The 21,549-nt window shown below is 43.5% G+C and carries 16 protein-coding genes; 8 read left to right on the top strand and 8 right to left on the bottom strand.

The genetic code is table 11. The features are described from left to right. Positions 1–276: 276 nt before the first annotated feature. Positions 277–1,323, top strand: a complete 1,047-nt coding sequence (gene lpxD / locus NWP25_RS15435; RefSeq protein ID WP_280688131.1) for a UDP-3-O-(3-hydroxymyristoyl)glucosamine N-acyltransferase — start codon at positions 277–279, stop codon at positions 1,321–1,323. Positions 1,324–1,502: 179 nt separating this feature from the next. Here the strand turns inward: lpxD and rppB are convergent, their stop codons facing one another. Together rppB and rppA are read right to left on the bottom strand one after the other, a co-directional pair. Next, positions 1,503–2,888 carry a two-component system sensor histidine kinase RppB gene (gene rppB, locus NWP25_RS15430; RefSeq protein WP_280652307.1) on the bottom strand — a complete coding sequence of 462 codons (1,386 nt, stop codon included), beginning with the start codon at positions 2,886–2,888 and terminating at the stop codon, positions 1,503–1,505. Next, positions 2,885–3,592 (bottom strand): two-component system response regulator RppA, encoded by a 708-nt coding sequence (rppA, locus tag NWP25_RS15425; RefSeq protein ID WP_280652306.1) that lies wholly within the window; start codon positions 3,590–3,592, stop codon positions 2,885–2,887. Before rppA ends, rppB begins: the two co-directional genes overlap by 4 nt. A gap of 127 nt (positions 3,593–3,719) precedes the next feature. Between rppA and NWP25_RS15420 the strand changes: the two genes are divergently transcribed. Continuing rightward, positions 3,720–4,352: an efflux RND transporter periplasmic adaptor subunit gene (locus tag NWP25_RS15420; RefSeq protein WP_280699726.1), complete on the top strand. Its 633-nt coding sequence runs from the start codon at positions 3,720–3,722 to the stop codon at positions 4,350–4,352. Between the two features lie 5 nt (positions 4,353–4,357). Beyond that, positions 4,358–7,486, top strand: a complete 3,129-nt coding sequence (locus NWP25_RS15415) for an efflux RND transporter permease subunit (protein WP_280699724.1) — start codon at positions 4,358–4,360, stop codon at positions 7,484–7,486. A gap of 110 nt (positions 7,487–7,596) precedes the next feature. On the opposite strand, the gene NWP25_RS15410 is transcribed toward NWP25_RS15415, so the two are convergent. After that, positions 7,597–8,511 (bottom strand): CoB--CoM heterodisulfide reductase iron-sulfur subunit B family protein, encoded by a 915-nt coding sequence (locus NWP25_RS15410; RefSeq protein ID WP_280652303.1) that lies wholly within the window; start codon positions 8,509–8,511, stop codon positions 7,597–7,599. A gap of 314 nt (positions 8,512–8,825) precedes the next feature. Between NWP25_RS15410 and acpP the strand changes: the two genes are divergently transcribed. The 3 genes from acpP to tkt all read left to right on the top strand — a co-directional run bounded on the left by acpP (position 8,826) and on the right by tkt (position 12,831). Beyond that, positions 8,826–9,080 carry an acyl carrier protein gene (gene acpP, locus NWP25_RS15405; protein WP_280652302.1) on the top strand — a complete coding sequence of 85 codons (255 nt, stop codon included), beginning with the start codon at positions 8,826–8,828 and terminating at the stop codon, positions 9,078–9,080. Positions 9,081–9,237: 157 nt separating this feature from the next. Next, positions 9,238–10,494, top strand: a complete 1,257-nt coding sequence (gene fabF / locus NWP25_RS15400) for a beta-ketoacyl-ACP synthase II (RefSeq protein WP_280652301.1) — start codon at positions 9,238–9,240, stop codon at positions 10,492–10,494. A gap of 324 nt (positions 10,495–10,818) precedes the next feature. Then, entirely contained in the window at positions 10,819–12,831 is a 2,013-nt protein-coding gene (tkt, locus tag NWP25_RS15395; protein WP_280652300.1) for a transketolase, read from the top strand. 88 nt (positions 12,832–12,919) lie between these two features. On the opposite strand, the gene NWP25_RS15390 is transcribed toward tkt, so the two are convergent. From NWP25_RS15390 to NWP25_RS15380, 3 genes are all read right to left on the bottom strand, one after another. Further along, the gene (locus NWP25_RS15390; RefSeq protein ID WP_280652299.1) at positions 12,920–13,945 is read right to left on the bottom strand and encodes a glucokinase; all 1,026 of its coding nucleotides are present in this window, start codon (positions 13,943–13,945) and stop codon (positions 12,920–12,922) included. A gap of 61 nt (positions 13,946–14,006) precedes the next feature. Beyond that, positions 14,007–14,654: a histidine phosphatase family protein gene (locus NWP25_RS15385; RefSeq protein WP_280652298.1), complete on the bottom strand. Its 648-nt coding sequence runs from the start codon at positions 14,652–14,654 to the stop codon at positions 14,007–14,009. A gap of 28 nt (positions 14,655–14,682) precedes the next feature. Further along, positions 14,683–14,919 (bottom strand): hypothetical protein, encoded by a 237-nt coding sequence (locus NWP25_RS15380; protein ID WP_280652297.1) that lies wholly within the window; start codon positions 14,917–14,919, stop codon positions 14,683–14,685. Positions 14,920–15,024: 105 nt separating this feature from the next. Here NWP25_RS15380 and NWP25_RS15375 point away from each other — a divergent pair, with 105 nt between their 5' ends. Both NWP25_RS15375 and NWP25_RS15370 read left to right on the top strand, forming a co-directional pair. After that, entirely contained in the window at positions 15,025–15,786 is a 762-nt protein-coding gene (locus NWP25_RS15375; protein ID WP_280652296.1) for a pentapeptide repeat-containing protein, read from the top strand. Between the two features lie 379 nt (positions 15,787–16,165). Beyond that, positions 16,166–17,641: a pentapeptide repeat-containing protein gene (locus tag NWP25_RS15370; RefSeq protein WP_280652295.1), complete on the top strand. Its 1,476-nt coding sequence runs from the start codon at positions 16,166–16,168 to the stop codon at positions 17,639–17,641. A 126-nt stretch (positions 17,642–17,767) separates the two neighbouring features. Here NWP25_RS15370 and NWP25_RS15365 read toward each other — a convergent pair whose 3' ends face one another. After that, positions 17,768–19,279 carry a hydroxysqualene dehydroxylase gene (locus tag NWP25_RS15365; protein ID WP_280652294.1) on the bottom strand — a complete coding sequence of 504 codons (1,512 nt, stop codon included), beginning with the start codon at positions 19,277–19,279 and terminating at the stop codon, positions 17,768–17,770. A gap of 31 nt (positions 19,280–19,310) precedes the next feature. Further along, positions 19,311–21,215 carry a GAF domain-containing sensor histidine kinase gene (locus NWP25_RS15360; protein WP_280699722.1) on the bottom strand — a complete coding sequence of 635 codons (1,905 nt, stop codon included), beginning with the start codon at positions 21,213–21,215 and terminating at the stop codon, positions 19,311–19,313. Positions 21,216–21,549 lie beyond the last annotated feature (334 nt).

The following is a 21,549-nucleotide window of genomic DNA, read 5'->3' as shown; positions in this document are numbered from 1 at the left end:
CAAGACCCTGTGTTGATATCAGAAGTTAATTTACTCATTACTCATGTGATATTTTTTATCAAGAAATTTTAAAATAGTTGATAATATATACTAAGTACATAATAAAATTAAATAACATAAATTCCGCCTTATTGGAATAGATTAATTGATTTAAACAGCTAAAAGCAGATATGCTCTGTGATTTAGCTTTTTGTTGCGGAATGAATAATTTTGGCTTGAGTACCTTCAATGTCCTTGACTATGGTTCAATCTTTTTAGACTTGAACACAGATCAAAATGAAATTTAGCGAAATTATCGGTAGACTAGGGGAAGGTGCCAGAGATAATAGCCTCATTACTAGCCAAGACCAAAACCCGGAAATTACGGGTTTAGCTGCTGTAGATGAAGCTCAACTTGGTGATCTCAGTTATATAGAGGGAGCAAAATTCGCGTCTTATGTCAGTCAGACAAAGGCTAGTGCTTTGATTTTGCCCCAAGATAAAACATTACACTCACAAGCACAAGAACGCGGTATGGCCTGGATAGCGACGGAAGATCCGCGATTTTTATTTGCTCAAGCCATCGCACTTTTTTACCAACCATACCGTCCTGTTCCGGAAATTCACTTTACTGCGGTGATTCATCCTACAGCCAAAATTGGTCAAGATGTTTATATTGGTCCTCATGTTGTGATTCAGCAAAATGTGGAAATTGGTAATGGTGCTATTATTCATCCGAATGTAGTAATTTATCCCTATGCCCAAATCGGCCATCGCACCACTTTACACGCTAACTGCACTATCCATGAACGTACTCGCATTGGTAGGGATTGCGTAATTCACAGTGGTGCTGTAATTGGTGCAGAAGGCTTTGGTTTTGTACCTACCCCCAGTGGTTGGTTGAAAATGGAACAATCTGGCTATACTGTGCTGGAAGATAAGGTAGAAGTTGGCTGCAACAGTGCTATTGACCGCCCGGCGGTGGGAGAAACACGCATAGGTAGCAACACAGTCATAGATAACTTAGTGCAAATAGGACACGGTTGCCAAATTGGCTTTGGTTGCGCGGTGGCTGGTCAGGCGGGACTGGCTGGAGGGGTAAAAGTTGGCAATCGCGTCATTTTAGCGGGACAATCAGGAGTTGCTAATCAAGTAAAAATTGGCGATGGTGCGATGGCATCTGCTAAAGCCGGAATTCATAATGATGTGGCACCAGGAGAAATTGTCTCTGGAATCCCAGCGGTTCCTCACAAATTATATCTCAAAGCATCTGCTATTTATCATCGTCTTCCGGAAATGTATCAAACCTTCAAGCAATTGCAACGCCATTTAGGGAAAAAGTAAGCTCAATCAGTAGAGTTTCCCATGGGGAATACTCCTAACAGTAGTCCTGTTTAGTTATGGGTGGAAAATAACCAACAGGATGAAAAGGGATTTTTCCCTCTTGCTTTCTTAGGATGGGGATGTAGGGGATTGAGAAACTATAACTTCAGAATATGAGTATTCTGAGCTTGAATAAGTTTCTATGTATTAGAAGATACAGTTTTTACTTCTAGTGTAAAAATACTACCTTTTCCCACCTGACTTTCAACTTTAAGATGGGCTTGATGTTTTTGGGCGATGGCCACAGCAATGGCTAGTCCTAAGCCTGTGCCTCCGGTTTTACGAGAGCGCTCGCCATCAACACGGTAAAAGCGCTCAAAAATTCGCTCCTGATCAGCAAGCCCAATGCCAACTCCTGTGTCTTTTACAGCAATGACAGCAGTGTAATCACTCTTGACTAAGCTAACAGTTACATATCCACCTCTGGGTGTGTACTGGATAGCATTGGCAATCAAGTTTGACACTAAACGGTAAAGTTGGGATTCGTTAGCGAGGGCATAAATTTCCCACGTGGGAATTTGGCTGTTTAAGTTAATATCAGCAGCAGTGGCAAGCTCTAAAAATTCTTCGGTCAAATCGCTCACCAAGTCATTTAAGCAACAGGGGTGAAAAGGTTTTGCCCCTGAGTTTTGCTCCAGTGAACTTTGCTCAAGAGTAGTTAACAAGAGTAAGTCTGCAATCAAATGGCTCAACCTTCGTCCCTGACGCTCAACAGTATGAAGCATTACTTGCATATCTTGTTGATTTGATTGCGGTATGCGGAGGATGGCTTCCACCGTTGCCAGCAGACTAGCCAGAGGCGATCGCAATTCGTGGGCCGCATTAGCGGTAAACTGTTGCTGTTGCTGATAGGACTGGTAAATGGGCTGCATTGCTAATCCTGAAAGCCACCAACTGGAAGTGGCAACCAAGCTCAAAGCAAGAGGCAAACCAATGGCCATAATCCACTGAATTCGCCTGATTTCTGCATCAAAATGTTTTAAAGTACGCCCAATTTGCAAATAGCCCCAGGATGAATTTGCTTCATTAGCTAAAGGATGGGTGTTGGCACTATGCAAAATCGTGGTGAATTGGTGATAGCGAATGCCCTTAGCCGTGCGAAAGGTTTCCCATGAACTGCGGTTGAGAGTTGGCCCCAGAGGTAACGGTTGATTGGGGGAAAAAGCCAGGAGTTTCCCTTGATCATTGAACAGACGAATATAATATGTGGTGCGATCACTGATGCCGATGGTGTGCCGTTGAATCAGTGTTGGGTTAGCCTTACAAGGTTGTCCACTTAAACAAAGATCAGGAAAAATTTGTTGCAGTACAGCAGTCGGTTCTTCGGAAGGCGGTAACAGTGGTTCGACACTATCGTGTAAAGTTCCAGCAATTGATTCAATTTCGCGCTCCATTGCTACCCAGTTTGTTTGTACCATTGCCCGGTACATCCCCAAGCCAGAAACACTCAAAATCACCCCCATAACTCCGGCATACCAAAGGGCTAACCGTAGACGACTGCGCCGAAAAAGAGAGTAGCTATTCATGGGTGAGAATCAACTTGAGAGTTAAAGCGATAGCCAGCACCGGGAACAGTTTCAATTGGGCAGGGACAGCCATGATTTGCTAACTTGCGACGTAGTAAGCGCATTTGCGCTGCAACTACATTGCTAATTGGTTCTTCATCCATATCCCAAAGTTGATGACGCAATTTACTGCCGGGAATGATGCGATTGGGATTCTGCATTAAATACATGAGCAGCTGAAATTCTTTGGTGGTTAGGGGAATGACTAAGGGTGTAGATCCATCTGAATTCACTTGTAGGACATTGTTGGCTGTATCCAGAGTAAAACCTGCAACAGTCAGGGTAGACGGTTGTAGTTGAGGCGATCGCCTCTGAAGGGCGCGCAACCGTGCCAGTAATTCTTCCATGACAAAGGGTTTGACTAAATAATCATCAGCCCCTGCATCCAGCCCCGCTACACGATTTTCCGGCTGACCCAAAGCAGTAAGCATCAGCACTGGTAAGGGATTTTGGTGTAGCCTGAGCTTTTGACATAATTCTAATCCCGACATTTCCGGCAGTAGCCAATCAACAATAGCAACTGTGTAGTCTGTCCACTGGCTTTCCAAGCACAACCATGCTTGAGTACCATCTGCCACCCAATCTACCACATATCTTTCGTTAATTAAGACTTGCTTGATGGCCAGTGCCAAATCCGATTCATCTTCCACCAATAAAATTCGCATTGCTCCAAGGAATCAACCATGAGCCTAATCTTACAAAAACGTCTGTCATTTCACCTGGATTTCATCTGCCCTTTGGGAAACTATGGAGAACTTTTGTTGAACCCCGTATTTATTGTGAGGAGTGAGCATGAAACCTTTGATGCTAGTAAGTTCCATTTTGGCAGCTAGTTTAACCATTAGTGCCCCCACAGTTGTGTTTGCTCATGTTGGGCATGGTGATGAATTTCAAGCAACAGGGGGCATTAATCGCGTCAAAGTTAATTCCCAAACCGATGAACTGTTAGGTATAGTAGTCACGCCCATTGCCTCCTCTGCCAAATCTGGATCTGGGGTGATGATTCCCGTGACGGCATTGGTTGATGCCAACGGTAAACAGATAGTCTTTGTGCAGTATGAGAATTTTTATGAGCCAGTGGAAGTTACCACCGATGCCACCAAAGGCGAACTAATCGCTGTTACCAAAGGATTGTCAGTTGGCGAAAAACTTGTTACCCAAGGTAGTTTGTCCCTCTATGCCGAATCCCGCAAAACCCAAACTGCCGATAACTCTGCCAGTCCATCTGCAATAGCCACTCCCAAAACTGAAGTTGAACATCAACAGGCACACAATCAGGGTACTGCCCATAGCCATAACACCACGCAGCAAGCAAGTGGTAGATTGCCCATGGGCATCTTAGCAGGAGTCGGTGGTGCAGTCGTGCTTGTGGGGGCAGCGATCACTTTTATCGCTCGTAATCGCAAACGTAAAGGAGACTTTTAATTGAGATGTTGAACTCTATTCTGAATCAGATTCTCAAAACCTCAATTGTGCAGCGTTGGTTTATTGTTGTCTGTGGGATTTTAGTGACGGTGTGGGGAGTATTCACTGTCACTCAGATGCCACTGGACGTGTTTCCCGAATTTGCGCCCCCCCAGGTGGATATTCACACCGAAGCCATTGGACTAGCTCCAGAGGAAGTAGAATCACAAATTACTGTGCCGATTGAAAGTGCAGTGAATGGTTTGCCGGGGGTGACTACGGTGCGTTCTTCCTCCAAAGTCGGACTGTCGATGGTGCAGGTGGTGTTTGACCAGGATGCCGACATTTATAAAGCTCGGCAATCAGTGACGGAACGACTCCAGCAGGTGACAAATCAGTTACCTGAAGGGGTGCATCCACCAGAGATTTCACCGTTGGCATCGCCCTTGGGGACAATTTTACAGTATGCCTTTACTGTAAATGGCCAAGGGAAAACCTCGCTGATGGATTTGCGCCGCCTGGTGGATAGCACCCTCAGTAACCAAATTTTGTCTGTGCCGGGAGTCACCCAAGTTACTGTTTACGGTGGAGATGAACGACAGGAACAGGTGCTAGTTGATCCAGCAAAATTGCGATCGCTCAATGTTTCCCTGACGGAAGTGACCAATGCTGCCAGAGGTGCAAATTCTAATGCTCCCGGTGGATTTCTCGTTGGTGGTGGTCAAGAACTGTTGGTGCGTGGTATTGGCAAGGTAAAATCAATTGCAGACTTGCAGCAATCTGTGGTGAAGGTGCAAGATGGGAAACCGATTTTGCTCAAAGATGTGGCCCAAGTCAAAACGGGGGCAGCACTGAAGAGGGGAGATGCTAGTTTTAATGGGCAGTGGGCTGTGGTAATGATGATTAACAAACAGCCTGATGTTGATACTCCCACGGTGACAAAAGCAGTGGAAGCGTTGGTGCAGTGGTTGCAGGGGACATTGCCCCCTGATGTGCAAGTGGCGCGGACGTTCCGGCAGTCTAATTTCATTGATACTGCCATTGCCAATGTCAGCAGTTCCCTGATTCAAGGCATCATCATCGTGTCGCTAATCATGCTGTTATTTTTGATGAATTGGCGTACTGCGGTAATTACTCTGAGTGCAATTCCTCTGTCCTTGTTAATTGGCTTAATGTTTATGAAAGCTTTTGGCTTGGGCATTAACACTATGACCTTGGGCGGTTTAGTGGTAGCTATTGGCTCAGTTGTGGATGACTCAATAGTGGACATGGAGAACTGCTATCGGGGATTGCGAACCAATCAGGCCCAAGGCAACCCGAAGCATCCCTTTCAGGTGGTTTATGATACATCAGTGGAAGTACGGTTAGCGGTAATTTTTTCCACAGTAATTATCGTAGTTGTGTTTGCACCAATTTTTAGTTTGACGGGTGTTGAAGGCAACATTTTTGCTCCAATGGGTTGGGCGTATTTGCTTTCCATCTGCGCGTCTACTTTGGTGGCTATGACTCTTTCCCCTGCTCTGTGTGCAATTCTGCTGGCAAACCAAACCCTACCGCAAGGAGGCACATTCATTTCCCGTTGGGCAGAACGGCTATATCGTCCGTTGTTAAATCTCTCGCTGGGATGGCCGCAAATTATTCTGGGTGTGGCACTGGCAGCGTTGGTTGCTGCTTTTGCCATTATTCCTTCCCTCGGACGGGTGTTTCTGCCTGAATTTCAGGAGAAATCATTGGTCAATTCAATGGTTTTATTTCCAGGGGTTTCCCTCGATATGACCCATCGGGCTGGAATGGCGCTGTCTAGTGGGCTCAAAGATAATCCTTTGTATGAGTGGGTGCAAGTACGGGCAGGACGTACTCCAGGGGATGCAGATGGAGCGGGAGTAAACATGGCTCATGTGGATGTAGAATTGAGTGATTTCGCCCTCCAAGACCGCGAGGCCAGCATTAAACAGTTGCGCCAAGAGTTCAATAAACTCCCTGGTGTGGCATCTAACATTGGCGGATTTATTTCTCACCGGATGGATGAAGTGCTGTCGGGGGTGAGAAGTGCGATAGCGGTGAAAATCTTTGGTCCTGATTTAATTGAACTGCGGAAGATTGGGGAACAAGTGCGAGATGTGATTCAGCCCATTGCTGGGGTTGTAGACTTGCAGCTTGAACCCCAACTGCCCATTCGTCAAGTACAAATCCATTACGCTCGCGCGGCTGCGGGTACCTATGGATTGAGTATGGAGCAGCTATCCTACTTGGTGGAAACTGCCCTGAATGGTCGTGTAGTGTCGCAAGTGGCAGACAATCAGCAGTTGATTGATATTTCTGTCTCCTTGACGGAGAAATCCCGCAATAGTTTAGATGCCATTCGCTCTATTCCTCTGATTACCCCCACTGGTCAAACCATCCAACTGGGTGCTGTAGCTAAGGTAGACTACGGTATGGGAGCGAATGTTGTCAATAGAGAAGATGTATCACGGCTGATAGTTGTTTCGGCAAACGTTGCCGAGCGGGATTTGGGCAGCGTCGTCGGGGATATTCAATCCCAAATTAAACAGAAAATCAAACTCCCCAATGGCTACTTCATCCAGTACGGGGGACAGTTTGAATCGGAGCAGCGTGCTACTAATAATCTACTGGTATTTAGTATCTTGGCAGCGATAATCATTGCGGTGTTGATGTTCTTCTCCGTTAAATCGCTTTCCGCGACAATCGCCATTATGCTCAATTTGCCTTTGGCTTTGGTGGGGGGCATTGTCTCCATTGCCTTGAGTGGCGGTGTGATGTCCATTGCTTCTTTGATTGGATTTATTACCCTTTTTGGCGTTGCCGTCCGCAATGGCTTGTTGTTGGTAGACAACTATAACAATAAGTTTGCTGAGGGTATGCCACTCAAAGATGTAATTGTCAACGGTTCTCTCGAACGAGTGAACGCCATTCTAATGACTGCCGTCACTTCCGCACTGGGGATGCTGCCTTTGGCCATGGCCAGTGGAGCTGGAAATGAAATTTTGCAACCCTTGGCAATTGTAGTTTTGGGCGGTTTATTTACATCTACAGCTTTGACTTTATTAGTCATTCCGGCTCTCTACGCCAAATTTGGGAAACAGTTAATACCTCAACAAAAACCTGTTTTGATTAACCAAACATGGTCAAACTAATAACTATGATTTTGTGATTAGTACCATAAGTTGTTGATGCCATGAGCTAAGAATCCTCCGGCTAAAAGCCGGAGGGATTGTTACATGATGATGCAACCCTTATACTATGTCTATCCTGCTAAAAATCCCAGTTTTTCTAACACTGGCTGAGTAGAAACAATGTGACGATCTAAGCCCAATTCTTTGGGGCTAACCCCTAAAGCCAAAGCTATCAACTGTGGTAAATGCAGCACTGGTAAACCTAGCCGCTTGTTAATCACCTTTTCTACCTCTGGTTGACGAGAATCTAAATTCAAATGACACAAGGGACAAGGAGTAACCATACAGTCAGCACCTTGAGCTAAGGCTGCTTCAATATGCATCCCAGCCATCTGAAATGATGGGGTAGGGGCGTAACTGGCAAGGGGCCAGCCACAACATTGGGTGCGACCACGGTAATAAATTGGTGTTGCCCCTACTGCTCGAAACATATTTTCCATACCTTCAGGGTGGAAAGGGTCATCATCAGGCATATATTTTTGCCCCCGCAGCAGATAGCAGCCATAAAAAGCTGCACATTTTAATCCTGTTAACTTGCGAGTGACACGTTTTGTGATTTCGTCTAAACCATAATCTGTGAGTAGGGCATAGAGGATATGTTTGACTTCGCTAGTTCCACGATAAGGTGAACACCCTTGTTTGTGCAGCAAACTATTGATTTCCTGGACATAGCTAGGATTATTTGTTTGACATTCCTTCAGGTTTTCGTTGACGTGACCAATTACACCTTGACAAGTGCTGCAATGAGTCAGCAACGGTAGATTTAATTCTTCTGCTAAAGCTATATTTCGGGCATTGACAGTATCTTCGAGTAATTGGGAATCTTCTTTAAATGTCCCTGAACCGCAGCAAGCAGCTTTTTTCAATTCAATTAGTTCAATACCCAATGCTTGGGTCAATGCTCGAGTTGATAAGTAAAGCTCTCGGCAAGCTCCCTGAGCAACACAGCCGGGGTAATAAGCGTATTTCAGCGTAGGAGATAGCATATAAGTATTTCTCGATAGGGGGAGTTATCCCCGATGATAACTGTTTAATTCATCCTGGTAAGAATTGGTGATGAGGGAGATTTACATTAATTTTTAGGGGATGGCGTGGCTTATCTTCCAATCCAGGGGGTTTTTGAGTGGTCGATCTGTTATATTAGGTACAGAGCCTAAGTGTGCCCTTTAGGGAGAGAGTTTTTTTTGGAAAAGCCCTCGGTAGTATACGGGCGATCCCGCTTTCCGATAAGATGTATATGCTCAAAACCACATTGCCTATCAAGAGCGCATAATAGCAACTGGTCAAGGACGTTTATCGTATGAGTCAAGAAGAAATTTTTGCAAAGGTCAAGGAAATTGTTGTCCAACAACTCAGTATTGAGGATGCGGACAAAGTTATACCAAAAGCTAATTTTGCTAATGATCTGGGGGCTGATTCCCTAGATACGGTTGAATTAGTTATGGCACTGGAAGAAGAATTTGATATCGAAATTCCCGACGAAGCCGCCGAAAAAATTACGACGGTTCAAGAAGCGGTGGATTACATCAACAATAAGGTTGCTGCATCCGCCTAAATCGGCATTGGGGATTGGGTACTGAGTATTAATTACTGGTAATAATTGGATATAGATCAAAGTTTTCTTAATAAACTATTATCGGGATTCTTCCAATACCTGCTTCCCAGTCCCCATTCCCCATTTTTGCAGCTTTCTCGCTAATTTGAACTAAGCAATGACAGACTATAAACGTAAACGCGTTGTTGTAACTGGTGTTGGCGCGATTACACCTATTGGTAACACACCAGATGAGTATTGGAAAGGATTGTTAAGTGGACGCAATGGCATTGACAAAATCACATTATTCGATGCTGATGCGTCTAAGCATGATTGCCGCATAGCTGGTGAGGTCAAAAACTTTGATCCAATGGCTTACATGGATCGCAAGGAAGCCAAGCGCATGGATCGGTTCGCTCAATTTGGCGTATCAGCAGCTAAACAAGCTGTCTCTGATGCCAGGTTTGTTATTAATGAACTAAACGCTGAACAGGTGGGAGTAATAATTGGCTCCGGCGTGGGTGGACTAAAAGTGATGGAAGACCAGCAAACAATCTACCTCAACCGTGGACCCGACCGCTGTAGTCCGTTCATGATACCAATGATGATCGCCAATATGGCGGCAGGACTAACAGCGATTCACACTGGGGCAAAAGGTCCTAATTGCTGTGCTGTCACCGCCTGCGCCGCAGGTTCCAATGCCATTGGAGATGCTTTTCGCCTGATTCAAAATGGTTATGCTCAGGCCATGATTTGTGGGGGGTGTGAAGCAGCAATTACACCTCTGGGTGTGGCTGGGTTTGCCGCAGCAAGAGCGCTTTCAACTCGCAATGATGAACCAGCCCATGCATGCCGTCCTTTCGACCGCGATCGCGATGGGTTTGTCATGGGAGAAGGCTCGGGAATTCTGGTCTTAGAAGAGCTAGGACATGCTCTCAGTCGTGGCGCTCGTATTTATGCGGAAATGATCGGCTATGGTATGACCTGTGACGCTTATCACATCACTGCCCCAGTACCTGGTGGAGAAGGTGCGGCCAGAGCTATTCAACTAGCCCTGAAAGATGCCGGCATAACTCCAGATATGGTCAGCTATATTAACGCTCATGGCACTAGTACCCCAGCTAATGATGTGACTGAAACTGCCGCTATGAAAATGGCTTTAGGCAAACACGCTTATAACATCGCTATCAGTTCCACTAAATCGATGACAGGTCATCTTTTGGGTGGTTCGGGAGGGATTGAAGCAGTAGCAACAGTTTTGGCCATCGCTAATGATCAAATTCCCCCTACTATCAATCTCGTCAATCCCGATCCAGAGTGTGACCTGGATTACGTGGCTAATCACAGTCGCTCTCAGACAGTGGCGATGGCACTATCCAATTCTTTTGGCTTTGGTGGACATAATGTCACACTAGCCTTTAAGAAATACATCTAAAATTTTCAACTCTGCGATTTTTCTCGTCTTCTGAGATAATTGTGTGAAAAGTATCACAAATATCCTTTATTGCTAAATCAAGCGTTCAGCATAACCTAATTATTGGCCTGATTTATCACTAGAATCTCAGGATACCCCGCTTGTTCATCAACAATGGAGAATGGGATGATGAGGATACTGTGGGAAATTTTCATCAGTGATTCAGTTACTAAGTTAAATGAATAAAACTGATAACCTTTAACTGTTAACTGCTCACTATTCAAAATAACTCCAGTTACAAGACAAGCTCCAAGAGTGCTAACCCGTCGTTAAAAATAAGAGATTATGGCTGTTGCAACCCAATCCCTTGAAGAACTTTGTATTAACTCGATTCGCTTTTTGGCAATTGATGCTGTAGAAAAAGCTAAATCGGGACACCCAGGACTGCCGATGGGCGCAGCTCCTATGGCTTTTGTCCTCTGGGACCAGTTTATGCGGTTTAACCCCAAAAATCCCAGTTGGTTCAATCGCGATCGCTTTGTCTTGTCAGCCGGTCATGGCTCTATGTTGCAGTACGCTCTGCTCTATTTGACAGGCTACGATAGCGTCACAATTGAAGACATTAAACAATTCCGTCAATGGGGTTCTAAAACCCCAGGACACCCAGAAAACTTTGAAACACCAGGTGTAGAAGTTACTACTGGTCCCTTAGGACAAGGTATTGCTAATGCTGTTGGTTTAGCCATGGCAGAAGCTCATCTAGCTGCTAGATTCAACAAACCAGATGCCAAGATTGTTGACCACTACACTTATGTAATTTTGGGTGATGGTTGTAACATGGAAGGAGTTTCTGGTGAAGCTGCTTCTTTTGCGGGACACTTGGGCTTGGGCAAACTTATTGCTTTGTATGACGACAACCACATCTCTATCGATGGTTCTACAGACGTAGCCTTCACGGAAGATGTATCCAAACGTTTTGAAGCTTATGGTTGGCACGTTCTACACGTTGAAAATGGTAATACCGATTTAGAGGCCATTGCCAAAGCCATTGAAGCAGCTAAGGCTGTCACTGACAAGCCCACTATGATTAAGGTAACCACCACCATTGGTTATGGTTCTCCCAATAAAGCTAACACTGCCGGTGTTCACGGTGCTGCTCTGGGGCCAGAGGAAGTTGCATTAACTCGTAAGGAACTGAAGTGGGAACACGAACCTTTCGTCATTCCTCAAGACGTTCTCGATCACACACTCAAAGCAGTGGAACGTGGCGCTAACTACGAAGTTGAATGGAACAAGGCTGTTGCTGAGTACAAAGCCAAATATCCCCAAGAAGCAGCAGAATTTGAACGTTACCTCAGTGGCAAACTACCCGAAGATTGGGATCAAGTTCTACCTACCTACACTGCTGGAGATAAAGGATTACCTACCCGCAAACACTCAGAAACTTGTTTGAATAAATTAGCTACAGTTTTACCTGAGTTAATCGGTGGTTCTGCTGACTTGACTCACTCTAACTTAACTGAACTCAAGGGCAAAGGGGACTTCCAAAAAGGACAATACCAAAACCCCAACATTCACTTTGGTGTTCGGGAACACGCTATGGGTGCTATCTGTAACGGTATTGGTTTACATGGTTCTGGCTTAATTTCCTATGGTGCCACCTTCTTAATCTTCACAGATTATATGCGTGCTGCCATTCGCTTGTCTGCTTTGTCCCAAGTGGGAGCAATTTGGGTAATGACTCACGACTCTATTGGACAAGGTGAAGATGGCCCCACACACCAACCAATAGAAACTTTGGCTTCCTTGCGTGCCATTCCTAACTTGACTGTAATTCGCCCCGCCGACGGTAACGAATGCTCTGGCGCTTACAAGGTGGCAATTACCAAAGCAAAACAAAACGCTCCTACTTTATTAGCTTTCACCCGTCAAGCTGTTCCTAACTTAGCAGGTACATCTGTTGAGAATGTTGCCAAGGGTGCTTACACATTGGTAGATTGCCAAGGCACCCCAGATATTATCTTAATTGGTACTGGTTCGGAAGTTAGCCTCTGTGTGACCGCAGGGGAAAAACTCACAGCCGAAGGTAAAAAAGTTCGCGTGGTTTCCATGCCTTCTACTGATTTGTTTGAAGCACAAGATGCAGCTTATAAAGAATCTGTACTACCTAAAGCTGTTACCAAGCGTTTGGCTGTAGAAGCTGCTTGTAGCTTCGGCTGGCATAAGTATGTTGGTATTGAAGGTGACACTGTGAGCATTGATCGGTTTGGTGCTTCTGCTCCTGGTGGTGTTTGTATGGAGAAATTTGGTTTTAGCGTTGATAATGTTTTAGCTAAGGCTAAAGCTTTGTTGGGTTAATTAGCAACGCAATATTCTCTTAAATTTTTCTGGGGTGGGCGAACAGCTCTCCCTTTTTTTTCCCCTACACTTAAATAAGTGAATGATGTTACAACCTAGCTGCACGTAAAGCTGCACCAATTAGCCCCACTTGTTGATTGAGTATAATATGCACAGGTATGTCCTCCATCAGGGGACGCATCCTTCCTTTTTGGCTGAAGTTTAACAGAAAAGTGCCTTTTTGAATTAGGGGTAATATTTTGGGGGCAATGCCACCAGCAATATATAAGCCGCCATAAGGTAGTAATTTGAGAGCAAGATTGCCTGCTTCGGCTCCGTAAATGTCTACAAATAATTCTAAGGTTTGTAATGATAGGCGATCGCTTCCTTCTAGTGCAGCTTTACCAATAGCAGCACCTGGGTCAACGGTTTTTTCCTGTTGTCCTGCTTCTTGTTCCCAAGTTCTGACGATTTGGGCGATTTCTGGTGATTCGCTGGAGAGTTTGCGGTCACGTAAAAATTGGTAAATTGCCACTATTCCCTGTCCAGACACCACCCTTTCTACAGAAACACGCTGAATATTGTGTTTATCCAGTAAGTATTTCAATATTTGAAATTCTAACTCACTGCGGGGGGCAAAGTCAGCGTGTCCACCTTCTGAGGGAAAGACTTGATAGTAGTTACCTTGTTTAATTAAAAATCCTTGTCCTAAGCCGGTACCAGCACCAATAATACCAATGGGTGCTTCTGGTTGAAGTTTACCAGGTTGCAAGGTGAGTAAATCTTGTTTACTTAAACCGAAAATGCCGTAACCCACCGCCGCAAAGTCATTGATTAGGCACATGGAGTTGATACTTAGTTCTTGTTTTAAACGTTCGGTATCAATAAACCAAGTTAAGTTAGTTAACTTGGCTGTGTTATTTACCACTGGCCCGGCTATGGCAAAACAGGCTCTTTGTGGTACTGGTGTATTAGCCTGGCTGAGAAACTGCTGCACCAAGGGTACTAAATCCAGAAAATCTCCACTGCGGTAAGTTTCTTCATAGACAGTTTGTAAGTCCAGTGAGTTGGATACCTCCACTAACCGTAAAATAGTCTTAGTGCCGCCGATGTCTCCTGCTAGTAACAAGGTCATACAATTTAATGAGGGAATTAATTATTGTTTCTGTAGAATAGTGACAAATCCTGATGTGGATTTAAGCAAATCGAATTACTTGTTCTATTTCGGTTAAATGAGAAGTATCTCCGTTGAGTTCTAGCAACCATTCTGGGTCTTGGCGCACGACTTTTACTAAGGAACATAAAGAAGCCTTAACTTCTGTTTTGGCAATGTCCCCTACTAGTCCTATGGCTGCACCCAGTACAGATGCACCGTGTCCTATCAGCAAAATATCCTGGGGATGGTATTCCTGAGCCAAGGATAAAGCAGTTCGTCCAGAACGTTGCTGTACTTTTTCCTCAGTTTCGGGATATTCAGCAGGAATACGGGGTGTGTAGCTAGTATCAATTCTGGGGAATAATTCTGCTAAGGCTGGAACTGACAATCTTTCTGGTTCTTCTGTCATCCAGTCAGGATTTAGCCACTCACTCAAACCTGTTTCTAGTTTAATGGGTAAATCTAAGATTTCTGCAACTGCGTTGGCAGTTTGTACGGTGCGAAGAAATGGAGACGCGAAAATATGAGCAATTTTTTCGGTTTGCAAGCGTTGAGCTAACTGCTGTGTTTGTACTATACCATCATCAGACAAGGGTGGATCGTAGCGTCTTTCCGCAGTGAGAAACCAATCAGGGTTTACGAAGTCAAGGCGGTTAGCGTGTCTTGCGATCCAAACTATTTGATTCATGGTGTGGTCTGACATTTTTAATATAAAGTTAGGTTTTACTGCCCACAATCCTGATTTTCAACCAGTTAATCCAAAGGATTTCGTCACCAACTTCTACGGCATATTCTTGTTGTTTTAGTTGGTCTGGATGCATTCCAGTATTGAACTTCCCTAGGGGATGATGCTTTGGAGTCGAAGAACCAAGGAGTAATATTTTACCAAAGTTAGGGACTTGGTTGGTAAATTTAGGATCTATGTTTTGCTGAATAAAAGAATATCTCGACAACCTTTTCCCTGCTCCTCCTCCCATGAAGACCGTTGTCAAATTCAGATTGTTGCATAAAGTTGTTTCATTAGATACATGAGTAACAGTTAAATAAAAGTAATCTATATGTTAATGGCAATTATTAATACTTATCAAACATTAAAACGTCAGTTAACCAGTAGTCCAATGTTTTTACCAGTAAACATTTTTGGGAAATTATTTACACCATGGATATTTGTAAATAATAGGTTTCAATGGTTGCACAACTGTTTAATTACACTTCAACAAGAGCTAAATAATGAAAATCCAAACAAGAGAGCAGCAGCAATTTATGATTTAGAACAGTTTGCTCAAAATTATTCCCAATCTCATTGGGAAGTGATGACTATTTTGAGTCATTTTGTCCAAAATCATGCCGCTTATGTAAACAAAAATCCCTTGAATCCCAATCCATCATCACCAATTCCCACAGATGTTCAAGTAGCCTTAACGGTAATCGGGAGAAGAGATACAAATCATGACAAGGAAGACGAACAACTGGATTTGAGCCACACGGATATGAGAGGGGCTAATCTGGCGGGGGCAAACCTAAAACTAACAAATCTTTATCAAGTTAATCTGGTAGGGGCTAATCTGGCGGGGGCTAATCTGGCGGGGGCAGTTCTTAGTGCAGCTAACCTGGCTGGGGCTAACCTGGCGGGGGCTGACTTGTCACAAGCAATTCTCAGTGCAGCTAACCTCTGTGGAGCTAACCTTACCGGCGCTAATTTACAGCGAGCTAGCTTATATCTAGCAAATCTACAGGGAGCTACCGTCGTTGATGCCATGTTTGACAAAGCAAATCTCCGAGAAGCTTTTTGGATGATACAAAATCTACCTCATGAATAAAATTGGTGTCATACTATGTGGGAATCAATACTTGTTATATTAAAAATCCAGTGGTTTTATGACGGCTTTTATTAATTTTGGATGTATTTTTTTAAAGACTTGAAGTGGCGCACCTCCAACAGAAGATACGATGCTGGAAAAGACTTCTTGCCTAAACTATCTGTGGTTTTGGTGACTGTGAGATTACTCTGATGCCTATTTGCTGTAATCTGTCAAGAATCACCGATGTTTTAGGTCGGTGAGTATTTTAGTAACTTAGTGTGATGATGGATATCTAAAAAAAATTTCCTATGGGGCATATTCAAATTTTTAGCTAAATGATATACTAAGTTATCGTCAATCTAAGTAATAACTCTATGTAGTGAGGAATATTACTGCTATGTCTGCTTATAAGACAGACAAACTCTGGCGTCGGTTGATAGCTACAACAGTGATATTTGTGCTATCACTGACTCTCATTGTTTTTTTATCGTCCTACTTTGAGGAATTAACTGTTGAGCAACGCATACAATACAGAAATCAGGTATTAACAACCTCTGGTATGGTGTTTCTAGGATTGGCAGTGTTGATTAACGCTTACTATGCAGCAAAGCGTACGGATGCTATGGACAGAAATGCCATGGCGGCTGAGAAAAGCAACGAAATTAGCATCCGAAATTCGCAAATTAGTCAAGACAAGCTGATTGTGGAACGCTTTATGGGGGCGATTAACCAACTCGGGCATGAAAAAATTGAAACCCGAACAGCTGCAATTTATGTTCTAGAAAGAGTTGCACAGGATTTTCCCCAAGAACACTGGACAATCATGGAAATCCTCACTGCTTTTGTGCGGGAAAATGCTCCCATTCAAACCAATGAGGAAGAAGAAAAAAGCCTAGAACGCTTACAGCCCATACACCTGGGTAGATACAAAAGTGGGGCGCGTCGTACACAAAAGGAGGAACTGAACAGCCGGGAAGTATTACCTAAAATTCGTCGGGATATTCAAGCAGCCCTCACTGTCATCGGTAGGCGTAATTATTTACTAGAAAATCAAAATCAAAAACTGAATTTACGTAATATCGATATGCGGGGAGCGGATTTGCTAGAAGGGAACCTAGAAAAAGCGGATTTGCGTGGATCTAATCTTTGTGGTGCCGATTTGCGAGGTTCTCACCTTTGTGAGGCCAATCTGGACGGGGCTCAACTGACTGGTTCTATTCTTTATGGAACCAACCTGAACAAAGCTAACCTGAATCGAGCTAACATCTGTTGGGCGAATTTGAATCAAGCTAACCTTTCCGGGGCCAATTTACGAGGAGCGAACCTTGTGGGAGCAAGTCTGCGTTCAGCTAACCTCTCTGGTGCTAACCTTTATAAGGCCAACCTACAACAGGCGACATTAAGAGTTGCTGACTTGTCTGGGGCTAAGTTGTTTTTAGCTAATTTCCAATGGGCAAAGTTGGGTAGAGCCAATCTGCAACGTGCAGGTTTAATTGGAGCTAACCTCTCTGGTGCTAACTTGAATGGGGCTAACCTCTCTGGGGCTAATCTCAATGCTGCTAAATTGCAACAGACAGAAATGTTTTTTGCTGACCTCAGCGAAGCCAGTTTTGCTGAAGCTGATTTAGAAAGAGCCAATTTGATGGGGTCAGATTTAAATCACGCTAGTTTTTTTCAAGCTAACCTTTCCGGAACTAATCTGATGGGTGCTAACCTATGGGATGCTAATCTCTCTGATGTCAAACTGGAAGGAGCAATTTTGACAGGAGCAAAAAACGTTGAGTTACAACAGATTAGAATGGCAGTAGGGGATGGTACAACTCGTTTACCTGATTATTTGGAAGCTCCACTACATTGGCAGCAGTCTGGATAACTCACAGCACTATGAATTATTTGGGTGCATCTTAACCATTTATTTTTATTTAATTACTGTGAATACCCGGCGCAACGGCTCAGAGGGAAGCATAGTTACAGCAAGTAGCTAAAATTTCCATAGTTATCAGGGCAACCAAAATTCAGGCAAAATAGATTTACCCACGTCCCGTAAAGTTTGGTTGAGCGATCGCGCGATTTGAATATGCGCTTCGTCCTGTTCTACAGGTATAATCTCCCATGGCTGACCCTGACCTAAATAGGAAACTACTAAATTTGCCGCTTCTAAACCTGTAACATAAGCCTTTTCCTGAGACCAAGAACCGTGACGATTAATAATCCAATCACCACTCATAAACACATTGGCAAAACTGGTTTGAGATGGTAGCATATGGCGATAGCTACCAGGTGCAAAGTGAGTTACGGCATTGGGTAAGGAAATGACGCTGCTATCAATTACTTTGGCTTGATTGAAGGCTGGGATACAAGTTGCTAAATAAGTCTTGACTTTTGCGATAATTTCTGATTCACTCATGTGCAGAAACTGATTGGCATGATAAAAATCAGCTTCAATCACTGTTCCCGGTTCATATTTATATTCATCATGTAGGGCATTTAAATCAAAAAACGTCCATCCTGTGGTGGCATCAAAGCCAAAGCAAGCGTTGGAAGGACGAGGAACTTGGATTTTACGGTCAAACCATAAACGAGTTGCTAAAACGTCAATTGCGCCTAGGTTGTTCAAATTACGGAATTCTTCACGACCTTGTAAAGTGGGACTATTGGCGACAATTTTCTTCATCCCTGTAACCCCAACTGCAAAAATTACAGCATCGGCATCAAATACTTGATCACCGCATACCACAGCCTTGGCTCGATTTTGACTATCAACGATTAAATCAGTGACTCGGTGCTTGGGTAACACTTTCGCACCGACTTTTTCAATTTTTTCTACCCAAGGACGAAAGATTTTTTCTCCCACTGTTCCGCGACACCAAACTACATCAAAATCAGCTTGATGAGCCAGAATGAAAAAGTAAAGCATTCCCAATGTGGCGGCGGCTGAACACTGTTCCCCGGGGGCAAATAGGCCTACCAACAACATCGGTTCAAAGGCTTGTTGGTAAAGTCGGGCAGAAACACCAAAATCTTTAAACAATTCACGGGCTGTGACAAAATCATAACGCCGCCAGGCCTGGTCAGAATTGTCAAAATCTATAACAGAATACAATAAAGGCAAGGCGCTGAGACGGTGAATTAATGGTAGTCGCTTAAAGTGAGTGTAAGCAAAAGTACCTAGAGGTGAAGGCAGTCGGGGTAAATCTTGGAAGATGGGTGATTCAACTTCTAAACCCCCAGGCGAATATTGGGCAGAACGAGTCCAGGTGGTAAAAGGATTAATTTTTAATTCATTAATCAGGGCAAAAATATTTCTGTAAGGATACCAAAAGCCGTGAATCCCAGCTTCTACAGATTTTCCCCTTGTGGTTTTCCAACCTGCAACTAATCCACCAGGATATGAACCGGCTTCCAACAGTGTTACATTATACCCTTGTTTTGCTAAATGGTAGGTTGCACCTAAACCGGCCCAACCAGCACCAACAACCACCACGCGTTTTGCTTGCAAGTCTACTGTCATTCATTTCTCCAATTTTTGAACCTACCAGTTTTCACTTTCCACTCCCTGAGAGTTGGGCTGGTATCCATACAGTGAAAATTGAGCCAATAGCCACAGTAGATTCTACTTCAATTCGACCGCGATGAAGTTCTACAAGTTGTTTAGTTAAGGCTAAACCTAGTCCACTACCTTCGTAGCGACGATGATATGGTGTGTCAAGTTGCTGAAATTTCTCAAATAGAAGTGGTAATTTCTCTTGGGGAATCCCAATTCCAGTGTCTTCCACCTGAAAGATAGCGGTATTATCTTCTACCCAGACCCGCAATGTCACCGTGCCACCTTCGGGGGTAAATTTAATGGCGTTGGTTAAAAGATTCCAAAGAATTTGTTCTACTCGTTCCGCATCAGCAGTAAAGAGATCCCGCCGGGGATCGATTTGTAAATCCAGTTGAAGATTGACTTGCTCGCTGGCAGCTTTTTTTAAAAGTGAATCTACCGAGCTGTGGGCTGTGTCTGTTAAGGAAAATTCTGTAATATCTAATACGGTTTTCCCGGCTTCAATTTGAGATAAATCAAGAATGTCATTAATTAGTTCTAATAAATGCTCTCCACTATCATGGATTTTTTGTAGGTAATCTCTTTGGCGTTGAGTTAATTCTCCTAGAGGCCAGCGTAATAAAGTTGAAGACATACCAATAACGTAAGTTAACGGCGTGAGCAATTCATGGCTGATGGTGGCGAGAAATTCATTTCTGAGGCGACTGGCAGCTTCAGCAGCCAGTAAAGCTTCTCGTAAAGCCATTGTACGGGAAATTACCAGGTGTTCTAAACTGCGTTTTTCTTGGGTAAGGGTTCGCGTAGCATCTTGTAAAGATTCCATTAATTGAGATTGATGAATGGCGATGGCTAATTGTTCAGCGATAGAAGTGAGTAAGCTTTTCTCATTTTCTGTCCATTCACGTGGAGTGTAACATTGATGAGCAATTACTAGCCCCCATAAGTTTTGTTCAAACATAATTGGTGCTACCAACTTGGCTCTAACTTGGTTTTTTCTTAAAAAATTTAATAAACATTCTTCTAACGCATAAGTTTTTTCGACATCATCAACAACTAAAGTAAATCCTTGGCGATACTTTTGCCAACAAGGAGAATTTTTGACAAAGCAGGCTTCTTCCTGATAGTACAACAATGATGAAATGCTATTTTGAGAACGGGCTTCGTGGACGATAGAACCTACTGAAGGTGGTTTTTGACCATTAACCGTTGTTACCTGTTGATTGTTGACTTTGGAATCTTCAAATTTATATATTACTAATCTGTCTAGCTGCAAAAATTCCCTTACCAGAGCAATTGTTGTAGCCATGATGACCGGCAATTCTAAGCTCTTACGGATTTGTGTCGTTACTTGATTTAAGAGTTGCTCTCGCTGCAGTCTGTTTTTTAAGGCATCTTCCACAGCTTGACAGGAATAAGCTTTAGCCTCCTTGGTGCTAAAAGTTGCTCTGGTTTCCTCATTTGCCTGGGGTAGGAGATATTCTAATAGCAAGAGTGTAAATTGAGTTTGAATCTCGCCATCGTTTGGTTTGAGTGTTTGACGATAGCGTTCTAGATTTTGATGGATGTAGGAGTCACCTGCAAATAAATCTCTTACTTGGGACACAAAAAAAGCGATAGCCTCGGAATTAAATGTCAAACTAGCATTGAATCCCGTATAATTTCCCTGCTTTTCCTGCTCCTCCTGACCCAGCAAAAGTGCGCTAAACTGCTCAGAAATGACTAGCGTAAATTTTTGACTTTGCCACTCCAGTGGTGTATTAATTCTTGCCAATACAGCTTCTGTGAGTACCAATGCAGCAGTTCCTACTACTTGAGCCATCTGCTGTAACAATTCCCCAAGCTGATTAAATACAACAAAAGGCAAGTTTCGAGAAAAACTCAAATCAGGAGAACTAAGCATTTTCACTGGTCTGGTAATAAGGCAATACGGTTCAGTTAAATGTAGATGAGGTGAAAAAAAACCAAATAAAAGAATTAAGCATCAGGTTTCATCGGCATTTATCAGCGGTTAAATGTTGTGCTGTGAACCAGGTCGGGAAATATCAGGATTTCCCACAAATAAACTAACCACATAAACATAGATACAATAAGGGAGTAGTAAATGCTACTAAATAACCAAAAATAACACGCAAAAATCCACAAGGGAGAAATTTATGGCTTTGGTTTTTTGGATATTTTGTGAGTTTGTCAGTCCCTAAATTGTTCAATCCTCATAATTTATTCTTTTCAATAGT

The sequence above is a fragment of the Umezakia ovalisporum Ak1311 genome, assembly GCF_029891685.1.
Lineage (GTDB): Bacteria > Cyanobacteriota > Cyanobacteriia > Cyanobacteriales > Nostocaceae > Umezakia > Umezakia ovalisporum.
The sequence above is the reverse complement of the archived record's forward strand: the minus strand, read 5'-3'. Positions and strand labels throughout refer to the sequence as shown.